This is a genomic window from Alcaligenes sp. Lyrl_28 (assembly GCF_051948705.1).
GTDB lineage: Bacteria > Pseudomonadota > Gammaproteobacteria > Burkholderiales > Burkholderiaceae_B > Alcaligenes > Alcaligenes ammonioxydans.
In genome coordinates this window covers 299,493-326,482 of record NZ_JAYJLG010000004.1, presented here as the reverse complement: position 1 = coordinate 326,482, position 26,990 = coordinate 299,493, and the positions used below count along the sequence as shown (strand labels likewise).

Genomic DNA, 26,990 nt, shown 5'->3' with positions numbered 1-26,990 from the left:
ATTTTTTTATCCCATAGGATCACCCATGGCCGACCAGAACAACACAGCCGCTGAACAAGAAGCTCAACAACCCAGCTTCAGCCTGCAGCGCACCTACATCAAAGACCTGTCCATCGAAATGCCCAATGCCCCCCAGATCTTTCTGGAGCAAGAGGCCCCTTCCGTGGAAGTGTCCATCAATGTGGGCGGCCAGCGCCTGGCTGACACGGTTTACGAAAGCACCGTGACCGCCACAGTGACCACACGCATTGGCGACAAGGTCATGTACTTGGTGGAAGCCACCCAGGCCGGTATTTTTGAAGCTGCCAACATTCCTGAAGAGCAGCTCGAGCCCTTGCTGGGCATTGTGTGCCCCACCATGCTGTACCCATACTTGCGCGCTGCCGTGGCCGACGCCATCAACCGTACGTCCCTGCCTGCCCTGCATCTGACGGAAGTGAACTTCCAGTCCCTGTACGAGCAGCGCCTGGCTCAGCAACAGGGCGCAGCCCAAACTGACGGCCAGCCTTTGCAGGCCTGATGATGTCAAACGCGCACACTCCTGTTCGTGTCGCAGTCCTGGGCGCAGGCAGTTGGGGCACGGCGCTGGCCGCCCTGGCCAGCCTCCAGGCTCCCACGATGGTGTGGGCGCGCAAATCATCCACAGCTCATGCCATCGGGCAGGATCATCGCAATCCCGCCTACCTGCCCGATGTCCTGCTCCCCGAATCGCTACAAGCCAGCGACAATCTGAAGCACGTCATGGATTTCGCACTGGCCGACGATACCGGGCCCGCCCTCATCATTCTGGGTGTGCCTGTTCGTGGTCTGGCACAGACCTGTGTGGACCTGGCGCAGCACTTGCCCGCCACACGCCGTCATCCTGTCCTATTGGTCTGGACCTGCAAAGGCTTTCATCAGGAAAGCGGTTTACTACCCCATCAGATTGTGCGCGAAAGCCTGCCTGAGCGCCCCTGGTTAGGCCGGGCCGTATTGTCTGGTCCCTCTTTCGCGCTGGAAGTGGCCAAAGGCCTGCCTGTCGCCCTGACCCTGGCCTGCCAACCCGCCTCCATGGCGGACATCGCCCTGGCCGCTCTGCATGGCAAGCAAGCCCGCCTCTACACCAGCACCGACATGATCGGTGTGGAAGTCGGTGGCGCTGTCAAAAACATCATGGCAATTGCCTGCGGCATTGCCGACGCACTGGGCCTGGGCCACAACGCCCGTGCCGCCCTGATTACCCGAGGCCTGGCTGAAATGCAGCGTCTGGGTGTCGCTCTGGGCGGTCACGCAGAAACCTTCTTCGGACTGGCCGGTCTGGGAGATCTGGTCCTGACCGCGACCGGCGAGCTCTCCCGCAACCGGCAAGTTGGCCTGGCGCTGGGCGCCGGAGAAAGCCTGGACAGCATCCTGGCCACCGGCATTACGGCCGAGGGGGTACGCTGCGCCCGCGCGGTTCTGGAGATGGGCAAGGCGCACCACATTGAACTCCCCATTACCGCCGCGGTCTGCCAGATTCTGTTTGAACAGCTCTCCCCGCGTGAAGCCGTCCACGCCTTGCTCACTCGCGAGGCCAAGCAGGAAGGCCATTAACCCCGCTTGCCATCTGGTCTGGCTTCTCCTTGTCAGGCCGGCGGTCAACCGTCTTTTTATTCAACATCAAAACAATGTCATTGCTTGCTCGTTCTCGTGATCTTCTGCTCCGCTCCGTGCTGGGGCTGGCCTGCACCGGTTTGCTGGCGCAGGCTGCTCAGGCCCAGTCCAGCTGGCCTGAACGTCCCATTCAGATGGTGGTGCCCTTCCCGGCAGGCTCCTCGCCTGACGCGCTGGCCCGTGCCATTTCCGAACCCCTTTCCCAGGCCCTGGGGCAGACCATCATTGTGGACAATCGCCCGGGAGCTGGCGGCAATATCGGCACCCGCTTTGTTGCTCATGCCAAGCCCGACGGCTACACTCTGCTGCTGACCATTAACGGCCCCATGGTGACGGCTCCCACCCTTTACAAGACCTCGCTGGGCTACGACCCGCTGAACGATCTGCAGCCTGTCTCCATGATTGGCACCAGCCCCAACGTTCTGGTCGTACCGGCTGACTCACCCGCCAATACAGTAGAGGAGTTCATTGCCCTGGCCAAATCCCGCCCCGGTGAATTGAACTACGGCTCTGTCGGCCCCGGCAGCTCGGCCCACCTGGCGATGGCCATGCTCGAGCATGCCGTCGACATCAAGCTGGAGCAAATCCCCTACTCCGGTTTTCCACAAATTCTGACGGCCATTATTGGCGGAGACATTGACGCCGCCTTCATGGTTCCAGGCATTGCCATGCCGCAGGTTGAGGCTGGTAAAGTCAAGGCATTGGCCGTGACGTCCCTGCAGCCCAGCGAATTGCTGCCGGATTTAACCACCATGGCACAAGCCGGTCTGGAAAACTTCGAGGCAATCTCCTGGGATGCTTTCTTTGTCCCCCACAACACCTCGGAGGATGTCGTCAAACGTCTGAACCAGGAAATCACCACCATCTTGCAACGCGACGATATCAAGGCCAAGCTCAAGGCCTTTTACTTTTCGTCCGAACCCTCCACCCCCCAAGCGCTGACGGACAAGATCGTGGCCGACAAAGCTCGTTGGGATGAGGTGATCGAACGCCTGAATCTGTCGCTGGAATAAAAGCCTCGACTCATTCCTCTGCAAATGGCCCTGCGAACCTCTTGGTTGCAGGGCCATCTTTCTGTGGATTCGACCACCATCACGCACAGTCCGTCCAAGCTCAACGGACTGTGCCGCCTCACTGCCAGCCCCCGTGTCATGGCGAAGCAGACCAGCCCCCCTTTACACCCCGCCCTCATAGCCTGCCTGCCGCCAGGCATCAAACACACAGACCGCCACCGCATTGGACAGGTTCAAACTACGCTGCCCAGCCAGCATGGGCAAACGAATCCGCTGCTCCTGAGGAAACAATGCAAGCTGTTCGGCCGACAAACCTGCAGTTTCACGACCAAACACAAACACATCACCCGGCTTGAAGCTTTGCTCCGCCAGCAAATGGCTGCCGCGCGTCGTCAGAGCAAAAGCCCGATCGGCCGCGGTGCCGGTGGCGCGCAACGCCTCTTCAAGGCTGTCATGCACCTTGACCTGGGCCCATTCGTGATAGTCCAAGCCGGCACGGCGCAGCTTGCTGTCCTCAAGCTCAAAGCCCAAAGGCCGTACCAGATGCAGGACACAGCCTGTATTGGCCGCCAGACGAATGACATTGCCCGTATTGGGAGGAATCTCGGGCGAAACCAGGACGATATGAAACATGAAGAACCCAAAAAAACACAGAAAAGCCGCCAGCTGGCGACGCAACAGAAAAGACTAGAACCTCGTTGACTTCCAGGGCGCCCGGGCCGCGACCAAGGCATACACCGGGCCGGCGCCGGCCACACGACAGGCACGCGCCAGTGCATCCAGCGTGGCCCCCGTCGTCAACACATCATCGATGAGCAGCACGGCACGCCCGTCAAGCGGCTCCAGCACCTGAAAAGCACCCCGCATGGCTTGCCTGCGAGCCTGACGCCCCAGAAACTTCTGGGCCACGTCCTGACGTGGCGACAATGCGACGACATGCAGACATGCCGCTAAACCCAAACGACGCGCTACGCGCTGAGCCAGCACGGCTGCCGGGTTAAAACCCCGACGGCGCAAGGCGTCGCGTTGTGAGGGAACCGCTATGACCCGACACCCATCATCCAGTGCTGGCCCGTAACGGCGCCATTGCTGCAACATCAATTCCGCCAGCACCGCTGCCACCTCCAGCCGACGGGAAATTTTAAACGCATGAATCAACATATCGCCAGGATGTTCATAGTCAAACCCGGCCACGGTGGCTTGCAAGGAAAATTGCCCCGCTCCGCAATCCGGGCAGGCCAGCAAGGCCAGGGGCGGCAAGGCCAGCGCACACCGTGGGCATCGCAAGTCATGAACCGGCCTGAGCAGGGCGTGACGACACCAGCGACACAACGCCCCGCTTGGTGAACGCAAGCCACACAGCATGCAGGGGCGGGCCAGCAGGGGAAGCCCTACAAGACGATGGAGCGACTCGCGCCCGAACTGGGGATGCGCCATAATAGATCATTACCTTTCAGAGCCAGGCTGATCCGATCACAGCACAAGCTCCTGATCCACGCCAGCAACGTCCGCGCAATTATGTCCCAGTTACCTTCTTTGCCTATCAACTCCGCCCACGTCGAGCAGCAATTCAATCGCCGCGCTCCCCTGGATCACGCTCAGTTTCTCTACGGTGAAGTCGCCCAGCGGATGTTGTCCCGGCTGGCCTTGGTACGGTTACAGCCCACGCATATTCTGGATGCAGGCTGTGGCGCCAGCCACGCGCTCGAACCGTTACGCTCACGCTATCCGGACATGAAATACACCGGTCTGGATCGCAGCGCGAAGTTGCTGGACGTGGCTCGCGAGCGTTACCAGTCCAAACCCAGCCTTTGGCAGAAACTGCGCAATCAGCCTACCCCGGCTGCCAGCTGGATTCAGGCTGATATGGCCGATACCGGCCTACCGGCTGAAAGCCAGGAACTGATCTGGTCGAATATGGCCCTGCACTGGCACCCCGAGCCCCATCGGGTACTGGCCGAATGGAATCGTCTGCTCAAACCTGAAACGCTGGTGATGTTCTCCTGCCTGGGGCCCGGTTCTTTTGCCGAACTGCGCAGCGCCATGGAGCAGGCAGACCTGGGCACCAGAACGCTGGAATTCGTGGACATGCACGACTTTGGTGATCTGCTGCTGGAAAGCGGCTTTGCCGATCCTGTCATGGATCAGGAACTCGTCACCCTTACGTACCGCAGCGCCGAGAAACTGCTGGATGATCTGCGCCTGCTGGGCGGCAACCCGCACCCTCAGCGCAAGGCTAGCCTGAGCACCTTGCCCTGGCGTCAGCGTCTGCTCAATGCGCTGGAAAAGCAGCGCCACATGGACGGAACCCTGCACCTGAGCCTGGAAATAGCGTACGGACATGCCTGGCGTGCCCGCAGTCGCCGCAGCACTCATGGAGAGGTGAGCGTACCCATCTCCACCATCAGCCGCCGTCCCAAGCCTCAGGAATAGGCGGCACCCCCAAGCCCGTTCCAAGGATGGGCAAGCAGATGGGCCCTCTCTGACAAAAAAATGGTTTAGGGGTACACTTTTGCGGTTAGCCAAGCTGGCTAACAATGTTCTCAGGGCGGGGTGCAAGTCCCCACCGGCGGTAATGGCACAGCCTAGCCCGCGAGCGCCTGACCTTGTGTCAGGGACAGCAGACCCGGTGTGATTCCGGGGCCGACGGTATAGTCCGGATAAAGAGAGAACGGGATATCTTCACCCCTGTACAGGAGCCATCCTGTTGGGGGCTTGAGCTGTCCTGCTTCCTGCATGCCCTGTTTTTGTTGTCATAAAACAGGAAACCAACATGAACAGCATTACCCCAGCCAATCGTCTGGCCCCTCGCATCGCTTTTATTCAAGCTTGCTGGCACAAGGACATTGTGGATCAGGCCCGCCAGGGCTTTATCGACGAAGTCACCTCCTTGGGCCATGACAGCAGCCTGATCGACTTCTTTGAAGTAGGCGGTGCTTTTGAAATCCCGCTACATGCACAGCGTCTGGCCCAATCGGGACAATACGCGGCGATTGTAGCGGCGGGCCTGGTCGTAGATGGTGGCATCTATCGCCACGACTTTGTGGCCACCGCAGTCATTCAGGGCTTGATGCAAGTGCAGCTCAGCACTAATGTGCCTGTGTTTTCAGTCGTGCTGACTCCGCACCACTTCCATGATGGCAAGGAGCACCACGATTACTTCCATCGTCACTTTGTGATCAAGGGCCAGGAAGCGGCCCGCACGTGTCTGGATACCGTCGCCAAGTTGCAGTCCCTGCCTGTGGCACAGGTCGCCGCGCTCTAAACGACAAGGCGGCCTGTCAGGCCGCCCCTCCATCCCCCCGGCCCGCTGCTCCTGGCAGCGTCGGGACAGACTCAAACCCTGTCGACCCCTATTGGGGCACGGCCCGTCTCAAGACTGGTTACGCTTGCGCGACGAGTCGATACCCAACTGTTTGAGTTTGCGGTACAAGTGGGTTCGCTCCAGACCGGTACGCTCGGACACGCGAGTCATGCTGTGATTTTCACGGCGCAGATGATATTCAAAATAAATGCGCTCGAACTCGTCACGCGCTTCACGCAAGGGCAAATCCAGGGAAATGCTGCCCAACTGGGACTCATCCTGCTCGACCTCGGGTACGGTCATGGCAGGGGCCATGCCAGGCGCCATCGGCGCTGCCTCAGGACGACGCTCCCCACCCTGCACCACCGGACGAGCTGCCGCTGCCAATGTCTTGGGCGCAACGGTACGCTCCAGACCGGAAGCAACGGTCTTGAGCAAACGCTGCATGGTGATTGGCTTTTCCAGGAAATCCACTGCACCGATACGGGTGGCTTCCACCGCCGTATCCACCGTGGCGTGGCCGCTCATCATGACCACCGGCATATCCAGCAAGCCTTGGGAAGCCCACTCTTTGAGCAGACTGACACCGTCTGTGTCTGGCATCCAGATATCCAGCAAGACCAGATCGGGGCGGCCCCGCAAGCGTGCCTCGCGAGCCTGGGCGGCATTCTCTGCCAATTGCACGGTATGTCCTTCGTCGTAAAGAATTTCCGACAAAAGTTCCCGAATGCCGATTTCGTCATCAACTACCAGAATTCTGGCCATAAAACGTCACCTACGTGATTTTTACGCATTATCGTTTGCTCGCCGCCCAGAGTCCAGACGAATATGCTGGCCAGCAAGCCGGGTAAAGAGGATGGAAATGCGAGCCCCCCCCTCACGGCGATTGGAAACATCGATTCTGCCGCCGTGCTCCTCGATGATTTTCTTAACTATAGCAAGTCCCAGACCCGTGCCGGTGGGCTTGGTGGTTACGTATGGTTCAAAAACACGCACCAGCATCTGCGGATCAAAACCCGGCCCGTTATCTGAGACCACAAAACTGACCGTCGTAGCCGAGTCGGAACCTTCTACGCCTGCAATCATGGTTTTAACAAATACATGCGCCTGGTCAAGTGATTGATCCTGGGCAGCGGCTTCCCGAGCATTGGCCAGCAGATTATGAATAACCTGACGCAACTGTGTGGGGTCCCCCAGGACCATCGGCAAATCCGGGTCCAGTTCCACGTCAATCGCCACACTGTAACCGTCGTCCCGAACCATGCCTTCTTCCGGGTCCCAACCATATAAAGTCAGCACTTCGGTAATCAGCTCGTTCAGATTCAAAGCCTGCATCTGAGTGGCGGGCTTGCGGGCATACTCACGAAAATCCTCCACCATCTTTTTCAGGGAGGCAACCTGGTTGACGATGGTATTGGTGTAGCGCAGCAGCATGGCCGCATGCACCTCGTCCAGTTGCGATTCCAGCTTCATGGCCAGACGTTCGGCAGACAGCTGAATAGGCGTTAAGGGGTTTTTGATCTCGTGCGCCAGGCGTCGGGCCACTTCGCTCCAGGCCACCAGACGGCTGGCAGAAATCACGTCAGTAATGTCATCAAACACCACCAGATAACCCGTGGGCTGGCCGTCGACCCGCAGCAAGGTGCCCCGAGCCAAAACGGTGACGATAGTATCACGCGCCTCATTGCCTTCTTTCATGTCCAGCTCAAACTGCTGCTGCCAATAAGGATGATCGGACCCCATGGCCTGATGCGTGGAAAACGCTTCGCGTATGACGGATGCAAACGTCAGCGCTCCGTCCAAGGTCTCCAGCGGGCGACCTTTTATGGAGCGCAAATCCACTTGCAGGATTCGTTGCGCCCCTTGGTTGAACATGGTCACGCGAAACATTTCGTCAAAGGCCAACACCCCGCTGGACAGATTGCTGAGCACTGACTCCAGATACATATTGGAGCGCTCCAGCTGCAAGCGATTTTTCTCGACCATGCGGCGCGCCTCATCCAGTTGCCGGGTCATGGCATTGAACGAGCGGGTCAACTGGCCGACCTCGTCCTTGGCGGGCGGTTCAGGCAAGGCCCGGTAATCCCCCACCCCTACCGCCTGCGTCCCGGCAGCCAGCGTCAGCAATGGGCGCGTCAGACGGCGAGACAGGGCCAGGGCCGCAGCCACAGCGGTAAATACCGCCAGAATCAAGGCCAGTGTCAAGGTGATGCCGTAGAGCTTGCGCAAGCCCTGACGGGACAAAGCCAGCTCCTGATAATCCCGAAACCCCTGCTGGACCTGGTTGGCATTACGGGCGATCTTGTCGGGCACAGGCTGGATCACCTGCAGCCAACGCGAGTCCGCCGTACCGCTCAGGCTTGCTGTAAAACGGTTGGGATCGGCCAGCGGCAGCACCGCCCGCAAACGCAAGCCGGTCGACTCTGCCGGCACCCCCCCCTCGTCCAGGCCATTGTCATGTACCGGGGCATCATCATCCACTTCAGCCGCCGCGTAACGACCCGAAATACGCAACTGATTCATCACGCTGGAAGGGGGCATGTCCGGTAGCAAGGTGTCATACCGTGAGGACGAAAAGGCAATCAAGCGGCCATTGCCAGAAAACACCATGGCTTCGGTCACACCGCTGTTTTCCCGCAATGAGATCAGCAGACTGCTGTACTGGGCGCTATCGGCTTTGTTCAGCGCCGCCACCATTTCCTGGGCGCGGCCTTCCAGCTCGCTGAGCTGCGAATCCAGAGCCGCCCGCCCCAGACTCAGCCCTGACTCCAAGGCCGAATCCACTCGTACGTTGAACCAGGACTCGATCGAGCGCGACATGAACTGCACCGAGAGCAGATAGATCAGCGCACCCGGAATAATCCCGATCAGTGTGAAATAAAAAGCAAAGCGCGCCGTCATGCGGGCCCCAAACTGGCGCCTGCGTATTTGCCTGAACAGGCGAATCGTCAGCATCAGCACCCAGGAAATCAGGGTGGCCGCCAGCACGCCGTTGAGCACCAGCAACAGATCATATTGCTGTGCGTAGCGCGAGGCGTTGCCTGTTGACCAGACCAGCAGCGTAAACAGCGCCAACGCGCTGACTCCCGCTCCAAACAGAGCGGTACGCAAGATCCAGCGGATCAAGGTTGGGGCTCGTCGACGGAGACGGAAAAGGAAAAGGTTTTCCATGGGGTGGCCAATGTCCAGGCAGAACTATTGATGGCATCCACTTGAAAGGGGCGAGCCAGCAAGGAGGTATCCAGGCGCAGACGCACACGACCCTGGTATTCCTGGTCGCGGTCCAGATCCGCCACATAGGCAACTGCCCAGCCACGGATATGGCGCAGCATGGCCAGTGCATCATTCATGGAGGATTCGGGCAAAGACAGGTCCCCGGTTCCCACACGCCACTGTCGGGTTAACGCGTTATACACAACCCGCCAGGTTTGTTGTTCTTTAACAACATTTTTATCAAACCAATACCAACGGGGCTGAGCCAACTCCACTTCAACCGTGAAATACAGCGGCACCCCTTTCTCGGCAGCCGTCCGCAACTCCGGACTGAGTTCGAACTCGATATCCGCGTCGATATACAGCTTTTCGTCCCGAATATGGGGCTCGACCTTGACGACCCGCTCTCCCGACGTGGCAACCGGCACAATCGTATTGGCCGAGCTGAGCGCGCAGTTGAAAATCAGCAGAAAAGACAGGAAAACGCGCCACATCGTGATTAACCGCAAAAAGGACAAAGTCAGAGCCCTAATTGTGACAAGTCAAACCGGGCGCGTAAATAAGGCATAGAAAAAACCGTCGCCATCTGCCAGAGATCGTCCTGCAACGCCGGGCAAAATCTGGCCAGGAGAGTCCAAAAGCTGCGCCTCGGGATGACGGGCCAAAAACGCCTCGACCTGTTGCTGACCTTCGGCCGGAAAAATCGAGCAGGTCGAATACAACAAATGTCCACCTGCTCGCAACGTGGACCACAAGGCATCCAGTATAGAGCTTTGCAGACGGGCGGTATCGGCAATGTCCGACTCGCGGCGCAACCAGCGAATATCCGGGTGACGACGCACAATGCCCGATGCCGTACAAGGCACATCGGCCAAAATCGCATCAAAGGGCTGACCATCCCACCATTGGGCCGGACGCGCCGCATCACCCCGTTTCAATTGAACCTTGTCGCTGGCCAAACCCAGACGACGCAGGTTATGCCCCACTCGCTCCAGCCGCTCGCCGTCCGAGTCCAGGGCCAACAAGGAAACATCGGCCTGCTCCAGCAAATGCGCCGTCTTGCCACCCGGAGCCGCGCAGGCATCCAGCACCCGCATGCCATCCTTGACCGGCAAGAGCAAACCGGCCTGCTGGGCGGACCAGTCCTGCACCGACCACCAGCCCAGATCAAAACCGGGAATCGCCTGAACCGGCATGGCCTTATCCAAAGTCACCGCGCCAACTCCAGGACTGCTCGACGCAATCCCGGCTTCAGTTAGCACCGCCTGCAAACGCTCTACCGAACAACGGCGCTGATTAACACGCAGCGTCAATGGACCGGGGCGGTTGGCCGCTTGCAGCAAGGCTTCCCAATCACGCGGATACGCGCGACGCAATTCCTTGACCCACCAGCCGGGGTGATTCCAGCGTGCCTCGGGACGGCTCTCGACCTGAGACAAGATCATCTTGCGCTCGCGCGTGAAGCGGCGCAGCACGCCATTGACCAAACCCTTGGACAGACGCAGCGCAGCCTGACTGTCTGCCGCTCGCACCGCCTGATCCACCACGGTATGGACGGCATACACTGGCACATCCGGGCGATCCTCAAACGCCTGGGCATCCTCCTGCACCCGCATGGCCGTATCCAGCAAGGCCAGCGACACCATCAGCAGGGCATCCAGCCAGCTATTGCTGGGCTGGCGCGGCACCAGCGTGATACGAATCTGACGAGCGTGGCCCAAACGGCGCAGGACATGAAAGCTGACAGACTGCACGGCCGCACGCGCCGCGGCGGGCGTCGCGGCCAGGCTTTCAGTCAGGGATTTGCCGGCCAGCACGCCTTCAATATTGCGCGCGCTCAGCAGCATGACTTCGGACAGGGGCAAGGAGGGGGAAAGATGGGTGTCGGACACAGAACAACCGCTAGAAAAGAAAAATATGACTGCGACTGTAGCACTATTTACCGCATAAACCGGGCTCAAACGCACAAGATCCGCACGCATCCGGGCATGGGACGGTAAAATCAAGCCTATTTCCCAATTTCGAGCCCTCAAGCTCCAGAAGGACCCTCTATGAGCGCCCCCAAAGTCGGATTCGTGAGCCTGGGTTGTCCCAAGGCCCTGGTCGATTCCGAACGAATTCTTACCCAGCTGCGTACCGACGGCTATCAGATCACCCCCAGCTACGACAATGCGGATGTGGTGGTGGTCAATACCTGTGGCTTTATCGACAGCGCCAAGGCTGAATCGCTGGAAGCGATCGGCGAGGCACTGGCTGAGAACGGCCGCGTCATTGTCACCGGCTGTATGGGTGTGGACGAAGGCCTGATTCGCGACGTGCACCCCTCGGTGCTGTCCGTCAGCGGCCCCCAGCAATATGAACAAGTCCTGCGTGCCGTGCGTGAAGCCGCCCCGCCCTCGCTGGACCACAATCCCTACATTGATCTGGTACCGCCACAAGGCATCAAGCTGACCCCGCGTCACTACGCCTACCTGAAGATTTCCGAAGGCTGCAACCACAGTTGCAGCTTCTGTATTATCCCTTCCATGCGTGGCAAGCTCGTCAGCCGCCCGGTAGGCGAGGTACTGGGCGAGGCCGAGCGTCTGGTCAAAGCCGGCGTCAAAGAACTGCTAGTCATCTCCCAAGATACCAGCGCCTACGGGGTGGATATCCGCCAGCGTACCGGCTTTTGGAATGGCCGCCCGGTCAAGAGCAGCATGGTGGAACTAAGCGCTGCCCTGTCCGAGCTGGGCGCCTGGGTGCGTCTGCACTACGTCTATCCCTATCCACACGTAGACAACATCATTCCCCTGATGGCCGAAGGCAAGGTGCTGCCCTACCTGGACATCCCTTTCCAGCACGCCAGCCCCTCGGTGCTGCGCGCGATGAAACGCCCTGCATTTGAGGACCGCACCCTCTCGCGTATCAAGCAGTGGCGCCAGGACTGCCCGGATCTGACCATACGCTCGACCTTCATCGTTGGTTTCCCCGGCGAAACAGAGGACGACTTCCAGTACCTGCTGGACTGGATGAGCGAGGCGCAACTGGATCGCGTGGGCTGTTTCCAGTATTCGCCCGTCGAAGGCGCACCGGCCAACAAACTCGATGGCATCGTCCCTGACGAGGTCAAACAAGAGCGCTGGGAACGCTTCATGGAACATCAGCAAGCCATCTCCACCGCTCGCCTGGCTGCCAAGGTAGGCCGCGAGATGGATGTACTGATCGATGAGATCGACGAGGACGGCGACGCCGTAGGCCGCTCCAGCGCCGACGCCCCCGAGATCGACGGCAACGTTTTCATCACCAGCGCACAAACCCTGGAACCCGGTCAAATGGTGCGCGTGCGCATTACCGACTCCAGTGAATATGACTTGTTTGGCGAACAGGTTTAAGCGCTGACCAGCCCCGATGGCTCAAACAGGCCCGTGTCACTCTGCTGACACGGGCGCTATACATCAAGCTGCCCTTAACCGTCCCGTACTCTTGCCCAACTGTCCCCGCCCCAACACCGGGCATGGGCAGCCGGGCACCATTCCAAGGATCTGTCATGCCCGTCTACCAATTAGATCAACATGCCCCGCAAATTGACGACAGCAGCTTTGTTGCCGCCGAGGCCACACTGATTGGCAAGGTCGTACTGAAAGAGCACAGCAGTGTCTGGCCAGGTGCGGTCATTCGTGGCGATAACGAAACCATCACCGTAGGAGCAGGCTCCAACGTCCAAGAAGGTGCCGTCCTGCACACCGATCCGGGCTACCCGCTGACCATTGGCGACCATGTCACCATCGGCCACCAGGCCATGCTGCACGGCTGCACGATCGGTGAAGGCGCCTTGATCGGCATTCAGGCTGTGGTCTTGAACGGGGCCGTCATCGGTCGCGATAGTCTGGTGGGTGCCGGCGCGCTGGTCACTGAAGGCAAAGTCTTCCCTGAACGCAGCCTGATCATTGGCTCGCCCGCCAAAGCGGTGCGCACCCTCAGCGATGAAGACATTGCCAAGTTGCGTCAGAACGCCCAAGCCTACACAGAGCGCGCTGCGCACTACAAGACGGCGCTCAAGCACCAAGATTAACTCCTTCACCGTCATCTTATTGGAGACACATCCGATGACCCACAAGATTCTCGTGACCGGCGGAACCGGTTTCATCGGTTCCCACACCTGTCTTAAACTGATCGCCGACGGCTATCAGGTAGTTATATTAGACAATCTATCCAACAGTCAGGAAAGCGTACTGGACGCGCTTGAGCAGATCAGCGGCACCCGGCCCGAGTTCATCCACGGCGACATCCGAGACCGCATCCTGCTTAATCGCATTTTCCAAGAGCAAGACATTGCCGCCGTCATCCATTTCGCCGGTTTGAAGGCAGTCGGCGAATCCGTCTCTCAGCCGCTGAAGTACTACGACAATAACATTGCTGGCACCGTCGTCCTGATGCAGGCCATGCAACAGGCTGGCGTGCGCAGCCTAGTATTTTCGTCGTCGGCCACGGTCTACGGCGATCCGCAACAACTTCCTATTCCTGAAGACCACCCCCTTTCGGCAACCAATCCTTACGGCCACACCAAGCTGGTCCTGGAAGAAATCATGGGCAATGTCTACCGCAGCGAATCGGGCTGGCGCATTGGACTGCTGCGCTACTTCAATCCCGTGGGCGCACATCCATCCGGACTGATCGGTGAAGCCCCGCAGGGCGTGCCCAACAACCTGATGCCGTATGTCGCCCAAGTGGCTAGCGGGAAACGTGAGCAAGTCCAAGTCTTCGGCCAGGACTACGACACGCCTGATGGCACCGGGGTGCGCGACTACATCCACGTCATGGACCTGGCCCAGGGCCACGTCGCCGCCTTGCGCTACCTGCAAGATAACGAACCCGAATTGCTGGCTGTAAACCTGGGCACTGGCCGCGGCTACTCCGTACTGGAAATGATCCGGGCGTTCGCTCGGAGCAGCGGCCGCGACATCCCCTATACCATCGCACCACGCCGTCCAGGCGACATTGCCTCGTGCTGGGCCGACACACGGCTGGCCCGCGAAAAGCTGAACTGGACTGCGGACAAGGACATCCAGGAAATGTGTGATGATGCCTGGCGCTGGCAGTCGGGGCAGGCCTGACCTTTGCATGCGTGCCATCGCCATTGGCGATGGCACGTTGACAGATGGTTGATTTGCAAGGAAGAAAACGGGTCCTAGAATAAAGGTGTCAATCTAAAAACCACCCTCAGAGACAGATTCCCATGAAAACCTATCGCATCGGCCAGATCGTTCCCAGCTCCAACACCACGATGGAAACCGAGATTCCTGCCATGTTGCAGGCACGTTACGCCGAGTTTCCTGAAGAGCGCTTTACGTTCCACTCGTCGCGCATGCGCATGATGCACGTGAACCCCGAAGAACTGAAAGCCATGGACATTGCCAGCGACCGCTGCGCGGTTGAGCTGAGCGACGCCCGCATGAACGTGATGGCCTACGCCTGCCTGGTGGCCATCATGGCCCAAGGCGACGGCTACCACCGCGTCTCGCAAGAGCGTCTGCAGAACACCGTTAAAGACAACGGCGTGGACATTCCCGTGCTGAGCTCGGCCGGTGCCTTGGTCGATACCCTGAAAGAATTCGGCTACAAGAAAGTCTCCATCATCACGCCATACATGAAGCCGCTAACCAAGCGCGTGGCCGACTACATCGAAGCAGAAGGCATCGAAGTTCAAGACTCCATCAGCCTGGAAGTGTCGGACAACCTGGAAGTGGGTCTGCTGAATCCAGAAAACCTGCTCGAGCACGTCAAACGTCTGAACCACGACGGCGTGGACGCCGTCATCCTGTCCGCTTGCGTGCAGATGCCTTCCCTGCCTGCCATTCAGCGTGCCCAGGACCAGATCGGCAAACCCGTTCTGTCCGCCGCAGTGTGTACCGTGTACCAGATGCTCAAGACACTGGGTCTGGAAACCCGCGTTCCCAACGCAGGCCACATCCTGTCAGGCGTCAAGCCACAAGCCTGATCCAGCCAGCCTGGTGACGCACAACCCTGTCGACCTTACATCGGCAGGGTTTTTTAATGCCTGATCAGTTTTCAACAGAGGGGCATGCCCCCATGAGGATGAACACTCCAGCGCACGCGGTCACCTAAACGCGCGGCTTGCCTACCACCGCCGCTAAGGAACGTCTTGAAGGCCGCAGCTTATGCAGACATGCTGAAAAAAACGATATGATGCCAGCATGAAACTGGACCTTCTGACCCTCAAACTATTTGTCCGAATACTGGAAGAAGGCACGATCAGCCAGGCGGCTGAACGTGAGCACATTGCCGCCGCCGCGGTCAGCCGCCGCATCGCGGATCTGGAACAGTCTCTGAACACGACCTTGCTGCTGCGCACCAACAAAGGGGTCAGCCCAACCGCCGCAGGTCTGGAGTTGTTGTACCGCTCCCGGGCGCTGCTCAATAGTGCGCAGGAAATCGAAACCCGCCTGCAGGCCTTCTCCCAAGGCCTGCAAGGTTTGGTTCATATTCTGGCCAATACCTCCGCCATCTCACAATTTCTGGCTGAACCGCTGGGCGAATTCGGGCGTCAACATCCGGCGATTGCCCTGCAACTGGAAGAACAAACCAGCCTGGACATTATTCGCGCCCTGTCAGAGGGCAAAGCAGACCTGGGAGTGTTTACCCGCCTGCCTTACGCCGCCGATATCCAGGCCTATCCGTTTCGCAGTGACAAGCTGGTGGTACTGGCGCCCATCCATCATCCTTTGGCCAGGCACGAGAAAGTACGTTTTGAGCAGACTCTGGAACATGAGCAGATCACGTTGCTAAGCGGAACACAGCTGCATTACCAGATCACCAAAACCGCCATGGAGGCCAACCGCTCCGTGCGCATTCGTACCGAAGTATCGGGCTACGACGCCATGTGCCTGTTGATCAACGCCGGAATGGGGATTGGCATCTTGCCACGCAAGAGCGCCAGCATTTACCAGATCCCCAATACACGCATGATTGAACTGGACGAAACATGGAGTCAACGGGAAATTCTGATTGGAGTACGTCGGCGCGATGATCTGCAGCCCAGCGCTGAAACCTTGCTGAGCTTTCTGCTGGACAGCAGTACCTGAGCACGAGCTCTCTGGAGGCAGCAGCAATCTGTGCCCGACAGGCGGTCAAACTGCCACCCCGTCATGGGCAGGTCCGAAGCCCCTGGCATTTAGCTCAGTACGCTGCCCCTGGCTGAGCAACAGGCACGGCAATCTCATCCTTGAACTGACTCAGCAACACCGTAGCGGCTTGCCGCAGCAACACGGCGTCCACGCCGACGGCGACAAACAGGGCTCCCAAGGACAGGTAGCGATGCGCAGCCTGAACATCCGCCTGCAAAATACCCGGCGCCTTTCCTGCCTGACGTATACGTACAATTGCCTCTTCAATCGCCGCCAGAACCGCCGGATGTCCTGGTTCGGTCAAATAGCCCATGCTGGCGGCCAGATCAGCCGGACCAATAAAAACCCCGTCCACGCCTTCCACCGCCAAAATCTCATCCAGGTTTTCCAGGGCTTGCCGTGTTTCAACCTGGCATAGCACGCACATTTCCTGATTGGCCCGCTCCAGATAATCAGACGTGGCACCCCAGCGGGCCGCGCGAGCCAAGGCAGCACCCACACCCCGGATACCGTGGGGCGGATAGCGAACCGCCGCCACGGCCGCCCGGGCTTGCTCGGCATCCTGCACCATGGGAATCAGCAGGTTCTGAGCCCCTATGTCCAGCAGCATCTTGATCTGCACGGGATCATTCCAGCTGGGACGGACAATCGGCGCGATCGGGTGGGCCGCGACCGCCTGCAACTGCGCCAGCAAGGTCTGCACCGTGTTGGGAACGTGCTCGCCATCGAGCAAGATCCAGTCGTACCCCAGGCCAGCACACAAATCCGCCACGTACGGGCTGGCCAAGCCATGCCACAAACCGATCTGTGGCCTGCCTTGCTGCAAAGCCTGCTTGAATGTATTGACCGGATGCATCCTATCTCTCCTTGTGGTCTGCGTGGGCATCAAACAAGCAGTGTAGAACGCACACGGGCAAAATGAACGTGAACACGAGGTTTATGTCCGGTACGTCATCGTCCATGGACGGCAGATGAAAGACAAAAAAAGGCCCCACACCGGGGCCTTTTCAAGGCAAGACAACAGGCGGTGCTACAAAGCCTGCCCAACCTGTTTGACCAACTCGCCAAAACGGGGCGTCGTGCGGTCTCGTGGGCGAGGCAGGTCCACCTCGATCCGAGCACTGACCCCTGCCGGACTGCCTCCCAGCACGATAATGGTATCGGCCAAAAAGACAGCTTCATCAATGTCATGCGTCACAAATAACACGGCCGCTGAACTACGCTGCCACACCTGCACCAGCTCATCCTGCAAAGCCTGACGGGTCAAGGCATCGACCGCCGAAAAAGGCTCGTCCATGAGCAGTAAATCAGGCTGTACGGCCAGAGCACGAGCGATACCCACCCGCTGCACCTGCCCACCCGACAATTGATGCGGCCAACGGTCTTTCAGGTGGGCCAGCCCTACCTGATTCAAGGCCGCCTCAACTCGCTGCTCGCGCTCCTGACGCGACAGCCCCAGTCCTTCCAGCCCATACGCCACATTTGAAGCAATGCGTCGCCAGGGCAGCAGGCGGCTGTCCTGAAAGACAAACGCATTGGCGCGCCGACCGGGGCTATCGTGCAGATTGGAGCGCAAATGTCCGAAGCTGGGTTGGCTCAAACCAGCAGCAGCCCGCAACAAGGTGCTTTTGCCAACACCGGAGCCACCCACAATCGCCACAAAATGCCCGGCCTGAACATCCAGGTTCACATCACGGATCACCGGCGCCGGCGCACCGGGGTATTGAAAACCAAATCCCTGGAACTGAATCAAGGCTGCCACTGAAGTACCCATTTGTTAAAAGTCAGAAATAGCATGTCGCACAAGGTGTAAACCACCGAGATGATCAGCATGTAGACCACGACCGCATCGTAAGCCCCTACCCCGGCTGCGGCATTCATTTCCTGTCCCATGCCAGGAACACCCAGCAGCTCGGCTGCAATCAGCGTCATCCATGCCTGTCCGATGCCGGCGCGCACGCCGCTGAGCAATCCGGGGCTGATGGCAGGTAAAACTACCGTCCAGGCGCGGGAGAAATAAGAGTGGTGCCCGAAGGCAGCCGCCAATTCGTAATAGCGTGGATCTACCGAGCGCACAGCACTATACGTGGCAAAGTAGTTCAGCCAGAACACGCCAATAGCGATTACGAAAGCCGCCCCGGTATGGCTAACCTTGAACCAGGCAATCGCAAACACCACCCAGGCCAGTGGCGGGATGGGACGCAGCAGACGCACCAGGTAGGCCTGCAACAAGTCAAAGCGATGGATGGTTGCCGCAGCCAGACCAAACCCAATCCCCAGGATGGTGCCAATGCCCAAGCCCCAGAAATAATGCACCAGACTGGACTGGGCAGCGGGCCATAAGCGACCCGACTCCAGCTCAGCCACCAAGGCCGAAGGCAAGACCAGCGGATCGGGCAAGGTGCCGCGCGGCGCCCAGTCCAGAACATACGCCAGGCGCCAGACCAGGATGAACAAGGCCAGGCCCGCCAGACCATACACGACCCGCTCCAACCCGCGGCGCCACAAGGCATCCGCCCAGGCTCCCGCAGCCGGCGCGGATTGCGCGGGCAGACTGGCTTGTTTGACGGCGCTCATTACTGAACCGCCTTTTGGAAGAAACGGGTATCAAACAAGCCCTGGACATCGTCCAGCTTGGTACCCAAGGTCCCCAGCGACGCCTGAAAATCTTGCAACTCGCCCGTCGCCTTGATGATCTTGCCCGGATCCGCCTGGAACTGGTCGTGCGAGCGCTCGATCGCACCCTGCACCACGTCCTTGGGCAGACGGCCGCCCCCGACGTATTTCTGCACATAAGGCGTGGCCTTGGCAGGGTCATCGCGCAACAAAGCCGTGGAGCGCACCTGCGCATTAACCATATGCTGCACCAGATCAGGCTTGGACTGGATCAGTGACTCGCGCACCAGCAACACAGCGCCCGGCTGATTGGGAAACAGCTGCGCCCCTTGCGCCAGCACCTTGGCATCGGGCTGGCGCTTCAGGATCTGACTGACCGTAGGCTCGAGAATCGCCGCGGCATCCACCGCCTGGTTGCTCAAGGCCTGCTGAATCTGCGCCTCGCCTTGATAGATAAGCTCAACGGCGTCAGCCGGCAGCTTGACCACATTACGCAGCCAATACTGCAAAGCCGCCTCCGGTACGGCGCCCTTGGGGTAGCTGGCAATCATGGGCTTGCGGCCCTTTTCCTGGGTAAATCGGGCTACCGCCACTGCAAAATCAGGCTCATCGCCATCGAAGTAGTTCGCCAGCTCGCCGATGGCCAACACATTGACCTGCTCCACAATATTGGAGGCAACCACCTTGATGTCAGCGCCCTTGGCCTTGGCCACCAACGCTGGGCCAATGCCCACATAGGCGACATCCAGTTGGCCTGCGATCAGCGCCTGCGTCAGCGCCGGTCCGCTCTGGAACAACACCAGCTTGGGCGCAGGCTCGTCTTCCGGCAGCAAATCGCCGGACTCCAGCCCCACAAACAGCTGAGCGGCAGGCAAAATAGGCAGATAGCCGATTTCTAGGGGCTGCTCGGCAGCATGCACAGGCAGGACAGCGGACAAAGCCAGTACGCTGGCGGCTACATAACGAAAAAGCATTAGAAACTCGAAAAACAGGCCAAAATTGAAGCATAAACCTGTTGGCGAGACCTATCTTTATTAGTTAATAACCTCAAGAAATAATAAACCTTGCTGGTCGCAGGGAAACACTCGCTATACTTATTGATAGCCTACATATAGAAACAATATTCAAGGCGCATCACAGGTCGTCCCATGCAGTGTTTTTTAATCACTTGTCCATGTCGCCATGCCCTCACTCTCCAAACATCACATCGCCCTGATTGTCCCTTGCTATAACGAAGAAGCGGCTATCGCCACTGTCATACAAGACTTTCAGAGAGCCATTCCGTCTATTTCCATTTATGTTTTTGACAATAACTCCACAGATCGGACTCAAGAGGTAGCGCGTTCAGCCGGCGCTACGGAATTTCAAGTGCAGAAGAAGGGTAAAAGCAATGTCGTGCGCCGCATGTTTGCAAATATCGACGCCGACTACTACATCATGGCGGATGGCGATGCGACCTATGACACGTCGTGCGCCGGCGACATGGTGAGCCTACCGGTTGCGAACAACCTGGACATGCTGATGGAGTGCCGCACGGATGGCGGCGAAAAAGCCAATTATCGGCGTGGCCACCGATTCGGTAATCGACTACTGACCGGCTCGGTCAAGAATATAAATATTTTCGACGGCGAGTTCGCCGACAGGCTGACCGGATATCGGGTCTTTTCCCATAGCTACGTCCAATTCTTCCCCAGCCTGTCCGCCGGCTTCGAAATCGAAACCAAATTGACTGTCCATGCCCTAGAAAGAGCAATGCCCTATGGAGAAATGGACACGACCTATGGGGCTCGCCCAGAGGGGTCTTACAGCAAGCTGTCGACCTATCACGACGGGATACGCATCCTACGCACCATCATAGGACGGCTGTACATGTTCGAGCGCCCACTGGCGTGCTTTAGTCTCATCAGCGCTCTGTTGGCAATGCTGGCACTGATCCTGGCGCCCCCCTTGCTGATCGATTACCTGGACAACGGAATGGTTCCCCGGCTTCCGACGGCCATATTGCCCACGGACCTAGCCATTGTCAGCCTGCTGATATTCGTAGCCGGGATCAGTCTGGATTCACTGACTCGCGCACACCGGGAGATGCGACGCTTCGCTTATCTCACCGTTCCATTGCACAGGACACCCAAGCACGATGCCCAGGCTTAAGGAACTATTTCTTTTCGGACTCGCTGGCACAGCAGGCTTTCTGATCGACAGTGCGGTGCTGTATGCACTAAAAGGCGCCATGGGCCTCTACCTAGCCCGCGCCGTCTCATTTCTGTGCGCAGTGCTGGGGACATGGCTCATCAATCGCAACCTGACCTTCCAGCACCGCTCATCCCAGTTGTCCTTAGGTCAGGAGTTCATCCGTTACTTGACGATGATGCTGTTGGGCGGCGCCGTCAACTATATGGCCTATGCCCTGTCCATCCACTATCTGCCTACGGTTCGAGACTATCCAATTCTGGGTGTGGCCTTGGGCAGCTTGGCGGGCATGGTCATCAATTACCTACAAATGAAACTGTTGCTGTTCAAGGCCGATCATCACTAGACTGAATCGCCCCGGGAATCGAGGAGGCTGTTTGGTTAAAGTACAGCGTTGATCGGCACAGCTTCAGAGTGTGCACGTTGATAGACCTCTTCAGCCTGTGCAGGAGGAATATACCCGATGGGCCCGAGTAGACGCTGATGGTTGTACCAGGCGACCCATTCCAGCGTTGCCAACTCCACAGCAGCCCTGGTTTTCCAAGGCGCTCGGCGATGGATCAGCTCGGCCTTGTACAGTCCGTTGATGGTTTCAGCCAGTGCATTGTCGTAGCTGTCGCCTCGACTGCCGACAGATGGTTCGATGCCTGCCTCGGTCAAGCGTTCGGTGTAGCGGATGGGCACGTATTGCGATCCTCGGTCGGAATGGTGAGTCAGGGACTCAGTGGGTCGTCGGTCATACAGGGCCTGTTCCAGAGCATCCAATACGAAGTCTGTGCTCATGGTGTTGCTCACGCGCCAACCGACGATGCGGCGGGCGAACACGTCGATGACGAAGGCCACATACAGCCAGCCTTGCCAGGTCGACACGTAGGTGAAGTCCGACACCCATAACTGATTGGGCCTGTCGGCATGGAAATAGCGGTTGACGCGATCGAGCGGGCAAGCCTGGGCACTGTCGGCAATCGTGGTGCGCACCCGCTTGCCCCGCCGTACACCCTGCAAACCTAGCCGGCGCATCAGCCGTTCGACCGTGCAGCGGGCTACGGCTATGCCTTCGCGCTGCAACTGATGCCAGACCTTGCGTACACCGTAGACCTGCATGTTGGCTTGCCAGACACGTCGAATCTCTGCCATCAAACCCTCGTCGCGTTGGCTGCGTACACTGCGCAGCTCTGGACGTCGTTGGCGGGCGGCGTGGCACCGATACGCCGATGGGGCTACCTGCAGCACCCTGCAGATCGGCTCGACCCCGTAGACGTCCCGGTGCTGGTCGATATAGGTGTTTATTTCTTCAGTTCGCGGTCGAGCGCCGCCTGGGCGAAAAAAGTACTGGCCGACTTCAATATCTCGTTGGCCCGGCGCAGTTCCTTGACCTCGCGTTCCAGCGCCTTCATGCGTTCGCGTTCGCTGCTGGTTATGCCATCACGTATGCCGCTGTCGATCTCGTTGCGCTTGACCCAGTCCAGCAGCGTGGCCGGCACGCAACCAATCTTCGGCGCTATAGACTCGACTGCCGCCCACAGCGACGGATACTCGCCACGGTGCTCCTGCACCAGGCGCACGGCGCGCTCGCGCACTTCCGGGGAAAATTTGTTTTGCTTGCTCATAGTGGCTCCATTTTCTCAAAGTGTGGAGCCTCCGCAAAACCCGGGGCGATTCAGCTTGAAAAAAATCTATGTAATGCCTCATGGCGAAGGCTCATGATAGTGAAGCCATATCTACTGCGTTATCGTAGCCTAGACGTAATTTATCTTCTGCTAGCAAAATTAAATGTATTCAGATACGAGTACCCAATAGCGACCCATTGGGCCACGGTTAGATTCGAGCAACAGAGCTTTCGCCGCACCAGATAGCTTCGTCAAATGACGGTCTGTTTGAGAGCATAAAGTAACCTCACGGCTCAAGTCATCAGCCGAGGCACTTGGCATTCTAGCCAAAACCTTAAGCATTAGGCATGAAAGTGCGATAAGATCATTGGTTTTAAGGGGCTCACAAGCCCCCTTTCCATGGCCGTTTTTTTTAGTGGAAAATTGCGAATGGCGTCTTTTCCGTGCTTTCTATCAGTAGTGTTTGTCGTTCGCAATCAATCTCAAGCAATTGAAGAGATACTAGCGGACGCGACCACCATTGTCGCCCATACGGTCAGTGATTACGAATTAATAGTAGTCGATAATGCGTCTGAGGATGACAGTATCTCTGTACTCAAGCGATTAACAAGCGTCGATGGACTCGCGAACTTACAGGTCTATGCCTTAACCAAAGAGGTCGACACAGATACCGCTTCGTGGGTTGGCCTGGAAAATGCGCTCGGGGACTTCGTCGCCGTGATTGACCCTCTGTCCGACGATATTCGCTTTATTCCTGACATGCTCGAACATGCTGTGCGGGGCACTGACGTGGTGTTTGCAAACAATCAACAAAAGCCTGCCCAAAGCAGAGCGTATCGTAGCGCCAACGCAATATTCCATTGGCTGTATAAGCGATTTAATGGAGTTAACCTTGCCCGCGAGGCGCCGCAATATCGCATACTCAGTAAGCGAGTCATTAATTTCATTCTGCAGCACCCTCAGCCTGCTATGACTTACCGGCACCTGCCGGCGACCGGCGGCTTTTCTCGTTCGTACTTAACCTATAGCGCACAGCCGAAGGCTTCTGGTTCAAAACGCCTAGGAGATAGTATTGATCGCGGTATACGCTTATTGGTGTCCACCACTCGAGCACCAATGCGCGTAGTAACCGCTCTGTCGTTGTTCGGTGCGGTCGCTAATTTGCTTTATAGCATCTATGTAGTTGTAATCGCATTATTCAAGACAGATGTAGCTCCGGGCTGGATCAGTTTTTCGCTACAACAATCGGGAATGTTTTTTCTGATTTCTCTCGTGCTTCTAGTACTAGGAGAATACATTCTGAACATGGCCAGTCTGTCCAATGAAGGGCCTCTCTATCATGTAGGGCAAGAGTTCACGAGTGCTCGCATGACTCGTCATGAGAAGCTAAACATCGAAGAAGTTCAAACGCTAGGCGTTAATGGTGAAACGCAGAGTGAGCGAAATGTCTCATGACAGACCTTGCAACCGATTTTGATGCTGTAGTAATTGGAGGTGGATTTTACGGTGCCGCTATTTCAATCTACCTTACCAAACAACGCAAGCTAAAACGTGTGTTGTTGCTTGAGCAGGAATCAAGCTTATTAAAACGGGCCTCATACAACAATCAAGCGCGGGTACACAATGGCTATCATTATCCGCGCAGCTTCACGACTGCTTATCGCAGCCGGATCAACCTGCCCAAGTTCGTGCGTGATTGGCCAGAAGCAGTAAAGCAGGATTTCACCAAGCTATACGCCATTGCACGACGCAACTCCAAAGTCACAGCCAAGCAATTCGAACGGTTTTGCCGGGAGATTAGTGCCACCATTCAACCAGTTGACCCTACGTTACGAAAACTGTTTGAGCCAAGACTAATCGAAGACGTGTTTCTGGTCGAAGAATACGCCTTTGATTCGACAAAATTAGCCGATTGGGCAGAGCAGGAGCTAACAGAGTGCGGTGTTCGAGTTCTTACTTCGACAAAAGCAAAGGCAGTCCTCAATGGCCTAGGACACATCCTTAGTGTGCAGATGGAGAGGCCTGGCGGCGATACGGAACAAATTTCGTGCCGTTACGTATTCAATTGCACCTACAGTGGTCTCAATCAAATCTCCGGGGACTTTCCTATGCTTCGTACCGAGCTAAAACAGGAAATCACCGAAATGGCACTAATGAAAATGCCTCCGGAGCTTGAAAAAGTCGGTATTACCGTCATGGACGGCCCATTCTTTTCTATGATGCCTTTTCCCGCCCGCGGACTGCATACCCTTTCCCACGTACGCTATACGCCTCATATGCATTGGTGTGATCAGCGCGGCCTCAACCCCTATGAGGAGCTTCGCAAGTACCCGCTTGATACCCGAGTTGATAGGATGGTGCGAGATGTGAGCCGTTATATCCCGGCTCTACTGGATGCCTACCACGTTGATTCGCTATTCGAAGTAAAAACAGTACTAGTGAAAAACGAGGGTGATGACGGAAGGCCTATTCTTTTTGAGAAGCACACAGAGCTTCTCGGTTGTTACTCGATACTCGGCGGAAAAATCGACAATATTTATGATGTTCTTGAAAAACTCGATACTGAACAACTTTCATCCACTGATAATTAAGACATCATCAAATCTGGAGTTATGAATGGCTGACGCGCTTATCGGGTTTACGGGATTTGTTGGCAGCACACTACTAAAGCAATCAGTCTTTAATGCCCTGTATCGCTCGACCAATATTGATGATATCCATGGACGAGAGTTCGATACCGTAGTCTGTGCTGGTGCTCCTGCACAAAAATGGATCGCCAATCGCGACCCTGAAGCGGACAAGAAGAAAATTGAAAATTTGATTGCCCATCTCAAGACTCTCAAGTGCAAGAGCTTCATTCTGATCAGCACAGTTGACGTTTTTAGCAACTCAGCGGGAGCAGATGAGAATACACCAGTCGATGAATCGAAGCTGCAGGCGTACGGCTTACACCGCAGACTCCTGGAAAAATTCGTTGAAGCGCATTTCACGAATTACCTAATTGTGCGCCTGCCAGGACTCGTAGGGCCTGGTTTACGAAAAAACATAATTTTTGATTTCTTGAACCAGAACAATCTGGACTCTATAGATAGCCGTGGAGTTTTCCAATTCTATCCAATGGTAAATCTCTGGCAGGATATTGAGATAGCTCGAAATGCGGGTCTGAAATTAGTGCATCTGACCGCACAACCCGTCAGTGTGGCTGATATTTCTCAAAAAGGCTTTGGAAAAGTATTTAATAATATATTGCCTAATCCCCCAGCCAGCTATGATATGCAAACTTCTAATGCGAAGATATTTGGTGGCTCTGGCCGCTACCAATACAGCGATCGAGAGACTTTTTTAGCAGTTCGCTCCTATGCACAATCCGAGCAACTCGTCGTGAAAACGAATTGAGGATCAAGTAAATGAGATTAGCAATTTCCAATATTGCTTGGGAGGTAAACCAAGACGAAGCCGTCGCCGATTTACTTGAGCTCCATGGCATTGATGCGATCGATATCGCACCTGGAAAATACTTTTCTGAATTTTCAAAAGTATCTGAGAGCGATATTCGCCAAGTCAAAAACTGGTGGAAAACACGTGGTATAGAAATTACAGGAATGCAGGCTCTGTTGTTCGGTACCACTGGTTTGAATGTCTTTGGTACACAGCGATCTCAAGAAGATCTACTGGCGCACTTGACTGCTGTGTGCCGTATTGGCACTGGCCTAGGCGCTACCAGGATAGTTTTCGGCTCACCAAAAAATCGTGACCGTAGTGGCCTCACCGATGAACAGGCACTAGAGGTCGCTGTGCCGTTCTTCAAGCGACTTGGGGATATTGCTCTTTCCCACGGGGTGACAATCTGCCTTGAGCCCAATCCTACGTGTTACGGCGCTAATTTTATGACTACCAGCGCAGAGACAGCTACAGTGGTCCGTGCAATCGATCATCCGGCTATCCGCATGCAGCTTGACACTGGGGCCCTGACCATCAATGGTGAAAATCCGCTGATGGTATTGAACGAATGTGCCGCTTTAATCGGACATGTGCATGCCAGCGAACCAGAGTTATTACCTTTGGGTGACGGAGGTACCGACCATGAGCAGATCAGTTTGACTTTGAAGCAATACCTGCCGAGCCATATCGTCTCGATCGAAATGGTCGCTACCAAAAATGAGCCACATATACAGTCCATCAAACGAGCATTAAATGTTGCATTGAATATCTACGGATCATGAAAACGTAGGCCTACACTTGAATTAGATTATCTTGTTGCAAAGCATTCTCTCGAATACCTCTACCA

General features: G+C 57.0%; 27 protein-coding genes, 1 riboswitch and 1 other annotated feature. Of the genes, 16 read left to right on the top strand and 11 right to left on the bottom strand.

The annotated features are described in order from the left end of the window. Positions 1 to 25: 25 nt before the first annotated feature. The 3 genes from secB (at position 26) to VF694_RS12110 (ending at position 2,645) form a co-directional block, all read left to right on the top strand. A complete protein-coding gene (secB, locus tag VF694_RS12120; protein ID WP_003802152.1) occupies positions 26 to 520 on the top strand; it encodes a protein-export chaperone SecB in 495 nt (164 codons plus the stop codon). After that, entirely contained in the window at positions 520 to 1,572 is a 1,053-nt protein-coding gene (locus VF694_RS12115; RefSeq protein WP_003802154.1) for an NAD(P)H-dependent glycerol-3-phosphate dehydrogenase, read from the top strand. Before secB ends, VF694_RS12115 begins: the two co-directional genes overlap by 1 nt. Positions 1,573 to 1,646: 74 nt before the next feature. Next, positions 1,647 to 2,645 (top strand): Bug family tripartite tricarboxylate transporter substrate binding protein, encoded by a 999-nt coding sequence (locus VF694_RS12110; protein WP_003802156.1) that lies wholly within the window; start codon positions 1,647 to 1,649, stop codon positions 2,643 to 2,645. 162 nt (positions 2,646 to 2,807) lie between these two features. Here VF694_RS12110 and VF694_RS12105 read toward each other — a convergent pair whose 3' ends face one another. Both VF694_RS12105 and VF694_RS12100 read right to left on the bottom strand, forming a co-directional pair. Next, a complete protein-coding gene (locus VF694_RS12105) occupies positions 2,808 to 3,278 on the bottom strand; it encodes a tRNA (cytidine(34)-2'-O)-methyltransferase (RefSeq protein ID WP_003802159.1) in 471 nt (156 codons plus the stop codon). A gap of 54 nt (positions 3,279 to 3,332) precedes the next feature. Next, a complete protein-coding gene (locus VF694_RS12100) occupies positions 3,333 to 4,082 on the bottom strand; it encodes a ComF family protein (RefSeq protein ID WP_440164468.1) in 750 nt (249 codons plus the stop codon). An 81-nt stretch (positions 4,083 to 4,163) separates the two neighbouring features. Between VF694_RS12100 and VF694_RS12095 the strand changes: the two genes are divergently transcribed. Both VF694_RS12095 and VF694_RS12090 read left to right on the top strand, forming a co-directional pair. Further along, on the top strand, positions 4,164 to 5,078 hold the full coding sequence (locus VF694_RS12095) for a methyltransferase domain-containing protein (protein WP_059318214.1): 915 nt from the start codon (positions 4,164 to 4,166) through the stop codon (positions 5,076 to 5,078). A gap of 102 nt (positions 5,079 to 5,180) precedes the next feature. Continuing rightward, positions 5,181 to 5,322: riboswitch (FMN riboswitch) on the top strand. Positions 5,323 to 5,418: 96 nt separating this feature from the next. Further along, entirely contained in the window at positions 5,419 to 5,910 is a 492-nt protein-coding gene (locus tag VF694_RS12090; protein WP_003802166.1) for a 6,7-dimethyl-8-ribityllumazine synthase, read from the top strand. Between the two features lie 108 nt (positions 5,911 to 6,018). Here VF694_RS12090 and VF694_RS12085 read toward each other — a convergent pair whose 3' ends face one another. From VF694_RS12085 to rsmB, 4 genes are read right to left on the bottom strand one after another with little or no spacing between them, the layout of a single operon-like run. Then, positions 6,019 to 6,714, bottom strand: coding sequence for a response regulator (locus tag VF694_RS12085; RefSeq protein ID WP_003802167.1), 696 nt, complete (start codon positions 6,712 to 6,714; stop codon positions 6,019 to 6,021). Between the two features lie 21 nt (positions 6,715 to 6,735). Beyond that, a complete protein-coding gene (locus tag VF694_RS12080) occupies positions 6,736 to 9,072 on the bottom strand; it encodes a sensor histidine kinase (protein ID WP_165477574.1) in 2,337 nt (778 codons plus the stop codon). Then, a complete protein-coding gene (locus VF694_RS12075) occupies positions 9,072 to 9,656 on the bottom strand; it encodes a DUF4390 domain-containing protein (protein WP_003802169.1) in 585 nt (194 codons plus the stop codon). The genes VF694_RS12080 and VF694_RS12075 overlap by 1 nt, the downstream gene beginning before the upstream one ends. 48 nt (positions 9,657 to 9,704) lie before the next feature. Then, positions 9,705 to 11,009: a 16S rRNA (cytosine(967)-C(5))-methyltransferase RsmB gene (gene rsmB / locus VF694_RS12070; RefSeq protein WP_051010435.1), complete on the bottom strand. Its 1,305-nt coding sequence runs from the start codon at positions 11,007 to 11,009 to the stop codon at positions 9,705 to 9,707. Between the two features lie 204 nt (positions 11,010 to 11,213). Between rsmB and rimO the strand changes: the two genes are divergently transcribed. From rimO to VF694_RS12045, 5 genes are all read left to right on the top strand, one after another. Beyond that, on the top strand, positions 11,214 to 12,533 hold the full coding sequence (gene rimO, locus VF694_RS12065; protein ID WP_440164467.1) for a 30S ribosomal protein S12 methylthiotransferase RimO: 1,320 nt from the start codon (positions 11,214 to 11,216) through the stop codon (positions 12,531 to 12,533). Positions 12,534 to 12,688: 155 nt separating this feature from the next. Next, complete coding sequence (locus VF694_RS12060; RefSeq protein WP_240209457.1) at positions 12,689 to 13,213, top strand: gamma carbonic anhydrase family protein; 525 nt, start codon at positions 12,689 to 12,691, stop codon at positions 13,211 to 13,213. A 34-nt stretch (positions 13,214 to 13,247) separates the two neighbouring features. Next, complete coding sequence (gene galE, locus VF694_RS12055; protein WP_240209458.1) at positions 13,248 to 14,255, top strand: UDP-glucose 4-epimerase GalE; 1,008 nt, start codon at positions 13,248 to 13,250, stop codon at positions 14,253 to 14,255. A gap of 122 nt (positions 14,256 to 14,377) precedes the next feature. Further along, the gene (locus VF694_RS12050) at positions 14,378 to 15,139 is read left to right on the top strand and encodes a maleate cis-trans isomerase family protein (RefSeq protein ID WP_003802175.1); all 762 of its coding nucleotides are present in this window, start codon (positions 14,378 to 14,380) and stop codon (positions 15,137 to 15,139) included. A gap of 217 nt (positions 15,140 to 15,356) precedes the next feature. Then, positions 15,357 to 16,244, top strand: a complete 888-nt coding sequence (locus VF694_RS12045; RefSeq protein ID WP_003802176.1) for a LysR family transcriptional regulator — start codon at positions 15,357 to 15,359, stop codon at positions 16,242 to 16,244. 94 nt (positions 16,245 to 16,338) lie between these two features. On the opposite strand, the gene hpaI is transcribed toward VF694_RS12045, so the two are convergent. The 4 genes from hpaI to VF694_RS12025 all read right to left on the bottom strand — a co-directional run bounded on the left by hpaI (position 16,339) and on the right by VF694_RS12025 (position 19,876). Beyond that, the gene (gene hpaI / locus VF694_RS12040) at positions 16,339 to 17,142 is read right to left on the bottom strand and encodes a 4-hydroxy-2-oxoheptanedioate aldolase (RefSeq protein ID WP_219235189.1); all 804 of its coding nucleotides are present in this window, start codon (positions 17,140 to 17,142) and stop codon (positions 16,339 to 16,341) included. A gap of 174 nt (positions 17,143 to 17,316) precedes the next feature. Beyond that, positions 17,317 to 18,060 (bottom strand): ABC transporter ATP-binding protein, encoded by a 744-nt coding sequence (locus VF694_RS12035; RefSeq protein ID WP_230406214.1) that lies wholly within the window; start codon positions 18,058 to 18,060, stop codon positions 17,317 to 17,319. Further along, complete coding sequence (locus VF694_RS12030) at positions 18,036 to 18,863, bottom strand: ABC transporter permease (protein ID WP_426345314.1); 828 nt, start codon at positions 18,861 to 18,863, stop codon at positions 18,036 to 18,038. The genes VF694_RS12035 and VF694_RS12030 overlap by 25 nt, the downstream gene beginning before the upstream one ends. Further along, positions 18,863 to 19,876 carry an ABC transporter substrate-binding protein gene (locus tag VF694_RS12025; RefSeq protein WP_440164465.1) on the bottom strand — a complete coding sequence of 338 codons (1,014 nt, stop codon included), beginning with the start codon at positions 19,874 to 19,876 and terminating at the stop codon, positions 18,863 to 18,865. Before VF694_RS12025 ends, VF694_RS12030 begins: the two co-directional genes overlap by 1 nt. Positions 19,877 to 20,084: 208 nt before the next feature. Between VF694_RS12025 and VF694_RS12020 the strand changes: the two genes are divergently transcribed. Together VF694_RS12020 and VF694_RS12015 are read left to right on the top strand one after the other, a co-directional pair. Continuing rightward, positions 20,085 to 21,053 (top strand): glycosyltransferase family 2 protein, encoded by a 969-nt coding sequence (locus tag VF694_RS12020; protein WP_440164463.1) that lies wholly within the window; start codon positions 20,085 to 20,087, stop codon positions 21,051 to 21,053. After that, positions 21,040 to 21,438, top strand: a complete 399-nt coding sequence (locus VF694_RS12015) for a GtrA family protein (protein WP_252605585.1) — start codon at positions 21,040 to 21,042, stop codon at positions 21,436 to 21,438. Before VF694_RS12020 ends, VF694_RS12015 begins: the two co-directional genes overlap by 14 nt. Before the next feature lie 35 nt (positions 21,439 to 21,473). On the opposite strand, the gene VF694_RS12010 is transcribed toward VF694_RS12015, so the two are convergent. Next, positions 21,474 to 22,702 (bottom strand): IS3 family transposase gene (locus VF694_RS12010; protein WP_440164461.1). Its coding sequence is split into 2 segments (ribosomal slippage): positions 21,474 to 22,423 and positions 22,423 to 22,702, totalling 1,230 coding nucleotides; the frame shifts between segments, so codons are not numbered across the junction. Continuing rightward, positions 22,308 to 22,424: a sequence feature (AL1L pseudoknot), on the bottom strand. (Overlaps the previous gene by 117 nt.) A gap of 429 nt (positions 22,703 to 23,131) precedes the next feature. On the opposite strand from VF694_RS12010, the gene VF694_RS12005 reads away from it, so the two are divergent. The 4 genes from VF694_RS12005 to VF694_RS11990 are packed head-to-tail and all read left to right on the top strand — an operon-like array spanning position 23,132 to position 26,925. Further along, positions 23,132 to 24,157 (top strand): glycosyltransferase, encoded by a 1,026-nt coding sequence (locus VF694_RS12005; RefSeq protein WP_440164459.1) that lies wholly within the window; start codon positions 23,132 to 23,134, stop codon positions 24,155 to 24,157. Then, positions 24,154 to 25,293, top strand: coding sequence for an FAD-dependent oxidoreductase (locus tag VF694_RS12000; RefSeq protein WP_395028875.1), 1,140 nt, complete (start codon positions 24,154 to 24,156; stop codon positions 25,291 to 25,293). The genes VF694_RS12005 and VF694_RS12000 overlap by 4 nt, the downstream gene beginning before the upstream one ends. A gap of 25 nt (positions 25,294 to 25,318) precedes the next feature. Then, entirely contained in the window at positions 25,319 to 26,098 is a 780-nt protein-coding gene (locus tag VF694_RS11995; protein WP_440164458.1) for an NAD-dependent epimerase/dehydratase family protein, read from the top strand. Between the two features lie 11 nt (positions 26,099 to 26,109). Then, entirely contained in the window at positions 26,110 to 26,925 is an 816-nt protein-coding gene (locus VF694_RS11990; protein ID WP_440164457.1) for a sugar phosphate isomerase/epimerase family protein, read from the top strand. Positions 26,926 to 26,990: the final 65 nt, after the last annotated feature.

Bases quoted from the DNA above. Each gene is read 5' to 3' on its own strand.
- secB (WP_003802152.1), top strand. From the start codon at position 26: ATGGCCGACCAGAACAACACAGCCGCTGAACAAGAAGCTCAACAACCC.
- VF694_RS12115 (WP_003802154.1), top strand. From the start codon at position 520: ATGATGTCAAACGCGCACACTCCTGTTCGTGTCGCAGTCCTGGGCGCA.
- VF694_RS12110 (WP_003802156.1), top strand. From the start codon at position 1,647: ATGTCATTGCTTGCTCGTTCTCGTGATCTTCTGCTCCGCTCCGTGCTG.
- VF694_RS12105 (WP_003802159.1), bottom strand. From the start codon at position 3,278: ATGTTTCATATCGTCCTGGTTTCGCCCGAGATTCCTCCCAATACGGGC.
- VF694_RS12100 (WP_440164468.1), bottom strand. From the start codon at position 4,082: ATGGCGCATCCCCAGTTCGGGCGCGAGTCGCTCCATCGTCTTGTAGGG.
- VF694_RS12095 (WP_059318214.1), top strand. From the start codon at position 4,164: ATGTCCCAGTTACCTTCTTTGCCTATCAACTCCGCCCACGTCGAGCAG.
- VF694_RS12090 (WP_003802166.1), top strand. From the start codon at position 5,419: ATGAACAGCATTACCCCAGCCAATCGTCTGGCCCCTCGCATCGCTTTT.
- VF694_RS12085 (WP_003802167.1), bottom strand. From the start codon at position 6,714: ATGGCCAGAATTCTGGTAGTTGATGACGAAATCGGCATTCGGGAACTT.
- VF694_RS12075 (WP_003802169.1), bottom strand. From the start codon at position 9,656: ATGTGGCGCGTTTTCCTGTCTTTTCTGCTGATTTTCAACTGCGCGCTC.
- rsmB (WP_051010435.1), bottom strand. From the start codon at position 11,009: ATGCTGCTGAGCGCGCGCAATATTGAAGGCGTGCTGGCCGGCAAATCC.
- rimO (WP_440164467.1), top strand. From the start codon at position 11,214: ATGAGCGCCCCCAAAGTCGGATTCGTGAGCCTGGGTTGTCCCAAGGCC.
- VF694_RS12060 (WP_240209457.1), top strand. From the start codon at position 12,689: ATGCCCGTCTACCAATTAGATCAACATGCCCCGCAAATTGACGACAGC.
- galE (WP_240209458.1), top strand. From the start codon at position 13,248: ATGACCCACAAGATTCTCGTGACCGGCGGAACCGGTTTCATCGGTTCC.
- VF694_RS12050 (WP_003802175.1), top strand. From the start codon at position 14,378: ATGAAAACCTATCGCATCGGCCAGATCGTTCCCAGCTCCAACACCACG.
- VF694_RS12045 (WP_003802176.1), top strand. From the start codon at position 15,357: ATGAAACTGGACCTTCTGACCCTCAAACTATTTGTCCGAATACTGGAA.
- hpaI (WP_219235189.1), bottom strand. From the start codon at position 17,142: ATGCATCCGGTCAATACATTCAAGCAGGCTTTGCAGCAAGGCAGGCCA.
- VF694_RS12035 (WP_230406214.1), bottom strand. From the start codon at position 18,060: ATGGGTACTTCAGTGGCAGCCTTGATTCAGTTCCAGGGATTTGGTTTT.
- VF694_RS12030 (WP_426345314.1), bottom strand. From the start codon at position 18,863: ATGAGCGCCGTCAAACAAGCCAGTCTGCCCGCGCAATCCGCGCCGGCT.
- VF694_RS12025 (WP_440164465.1), bottom strand. From the start codon at position 19,876: ATGCTTTTTCGTTATGTAGCCGCCAGCGTACTGGCTTTGTCCGCTGTC.
- VF694_RS12020 (WP_440164463.1), top strand. From the start codon at position 20,085: ATGCCCTCACTCTCCAAACATCACATCGCCCTGATTGTCCCTTGCTAT.
- VF694_RS12015 (WP_252605585.1), top strand. From the start codon at position 21,040: ATGCCCAGGCTTAAGGAACTATTTCTTTTCGGACTCGCTGGCACAGCA.
- VF694_RS12005 (WP_440164459.1), top strand. From the start codon at position 23,132: ATGGCGTCTTTTCCGTGCTTTCTATCAGTAGTGTTTGTCGTTCGCAAT.
- VF694_RS12000 (WP_395028875.1), top strand. From the start codon at position 24,154: ATGACAGACCTTGCAACCGATTTTGATGCTGTAGTAATTGGAGGTGGA.
- VF694_RS11995 (WP_440164458.1), top strand. From the start codon at position 25,319: ATGGCTGACGCGCTTATCGGGTTTACGGGATTTGTTGGCAGCACACTA.
- VF694_RS11990 (WP_440164457.1), top strand. From the start codon at position 26,110: ATGAGATTAGCAATTTCCAATATTGCTTGGGAGGTAAACCAAGACGAA.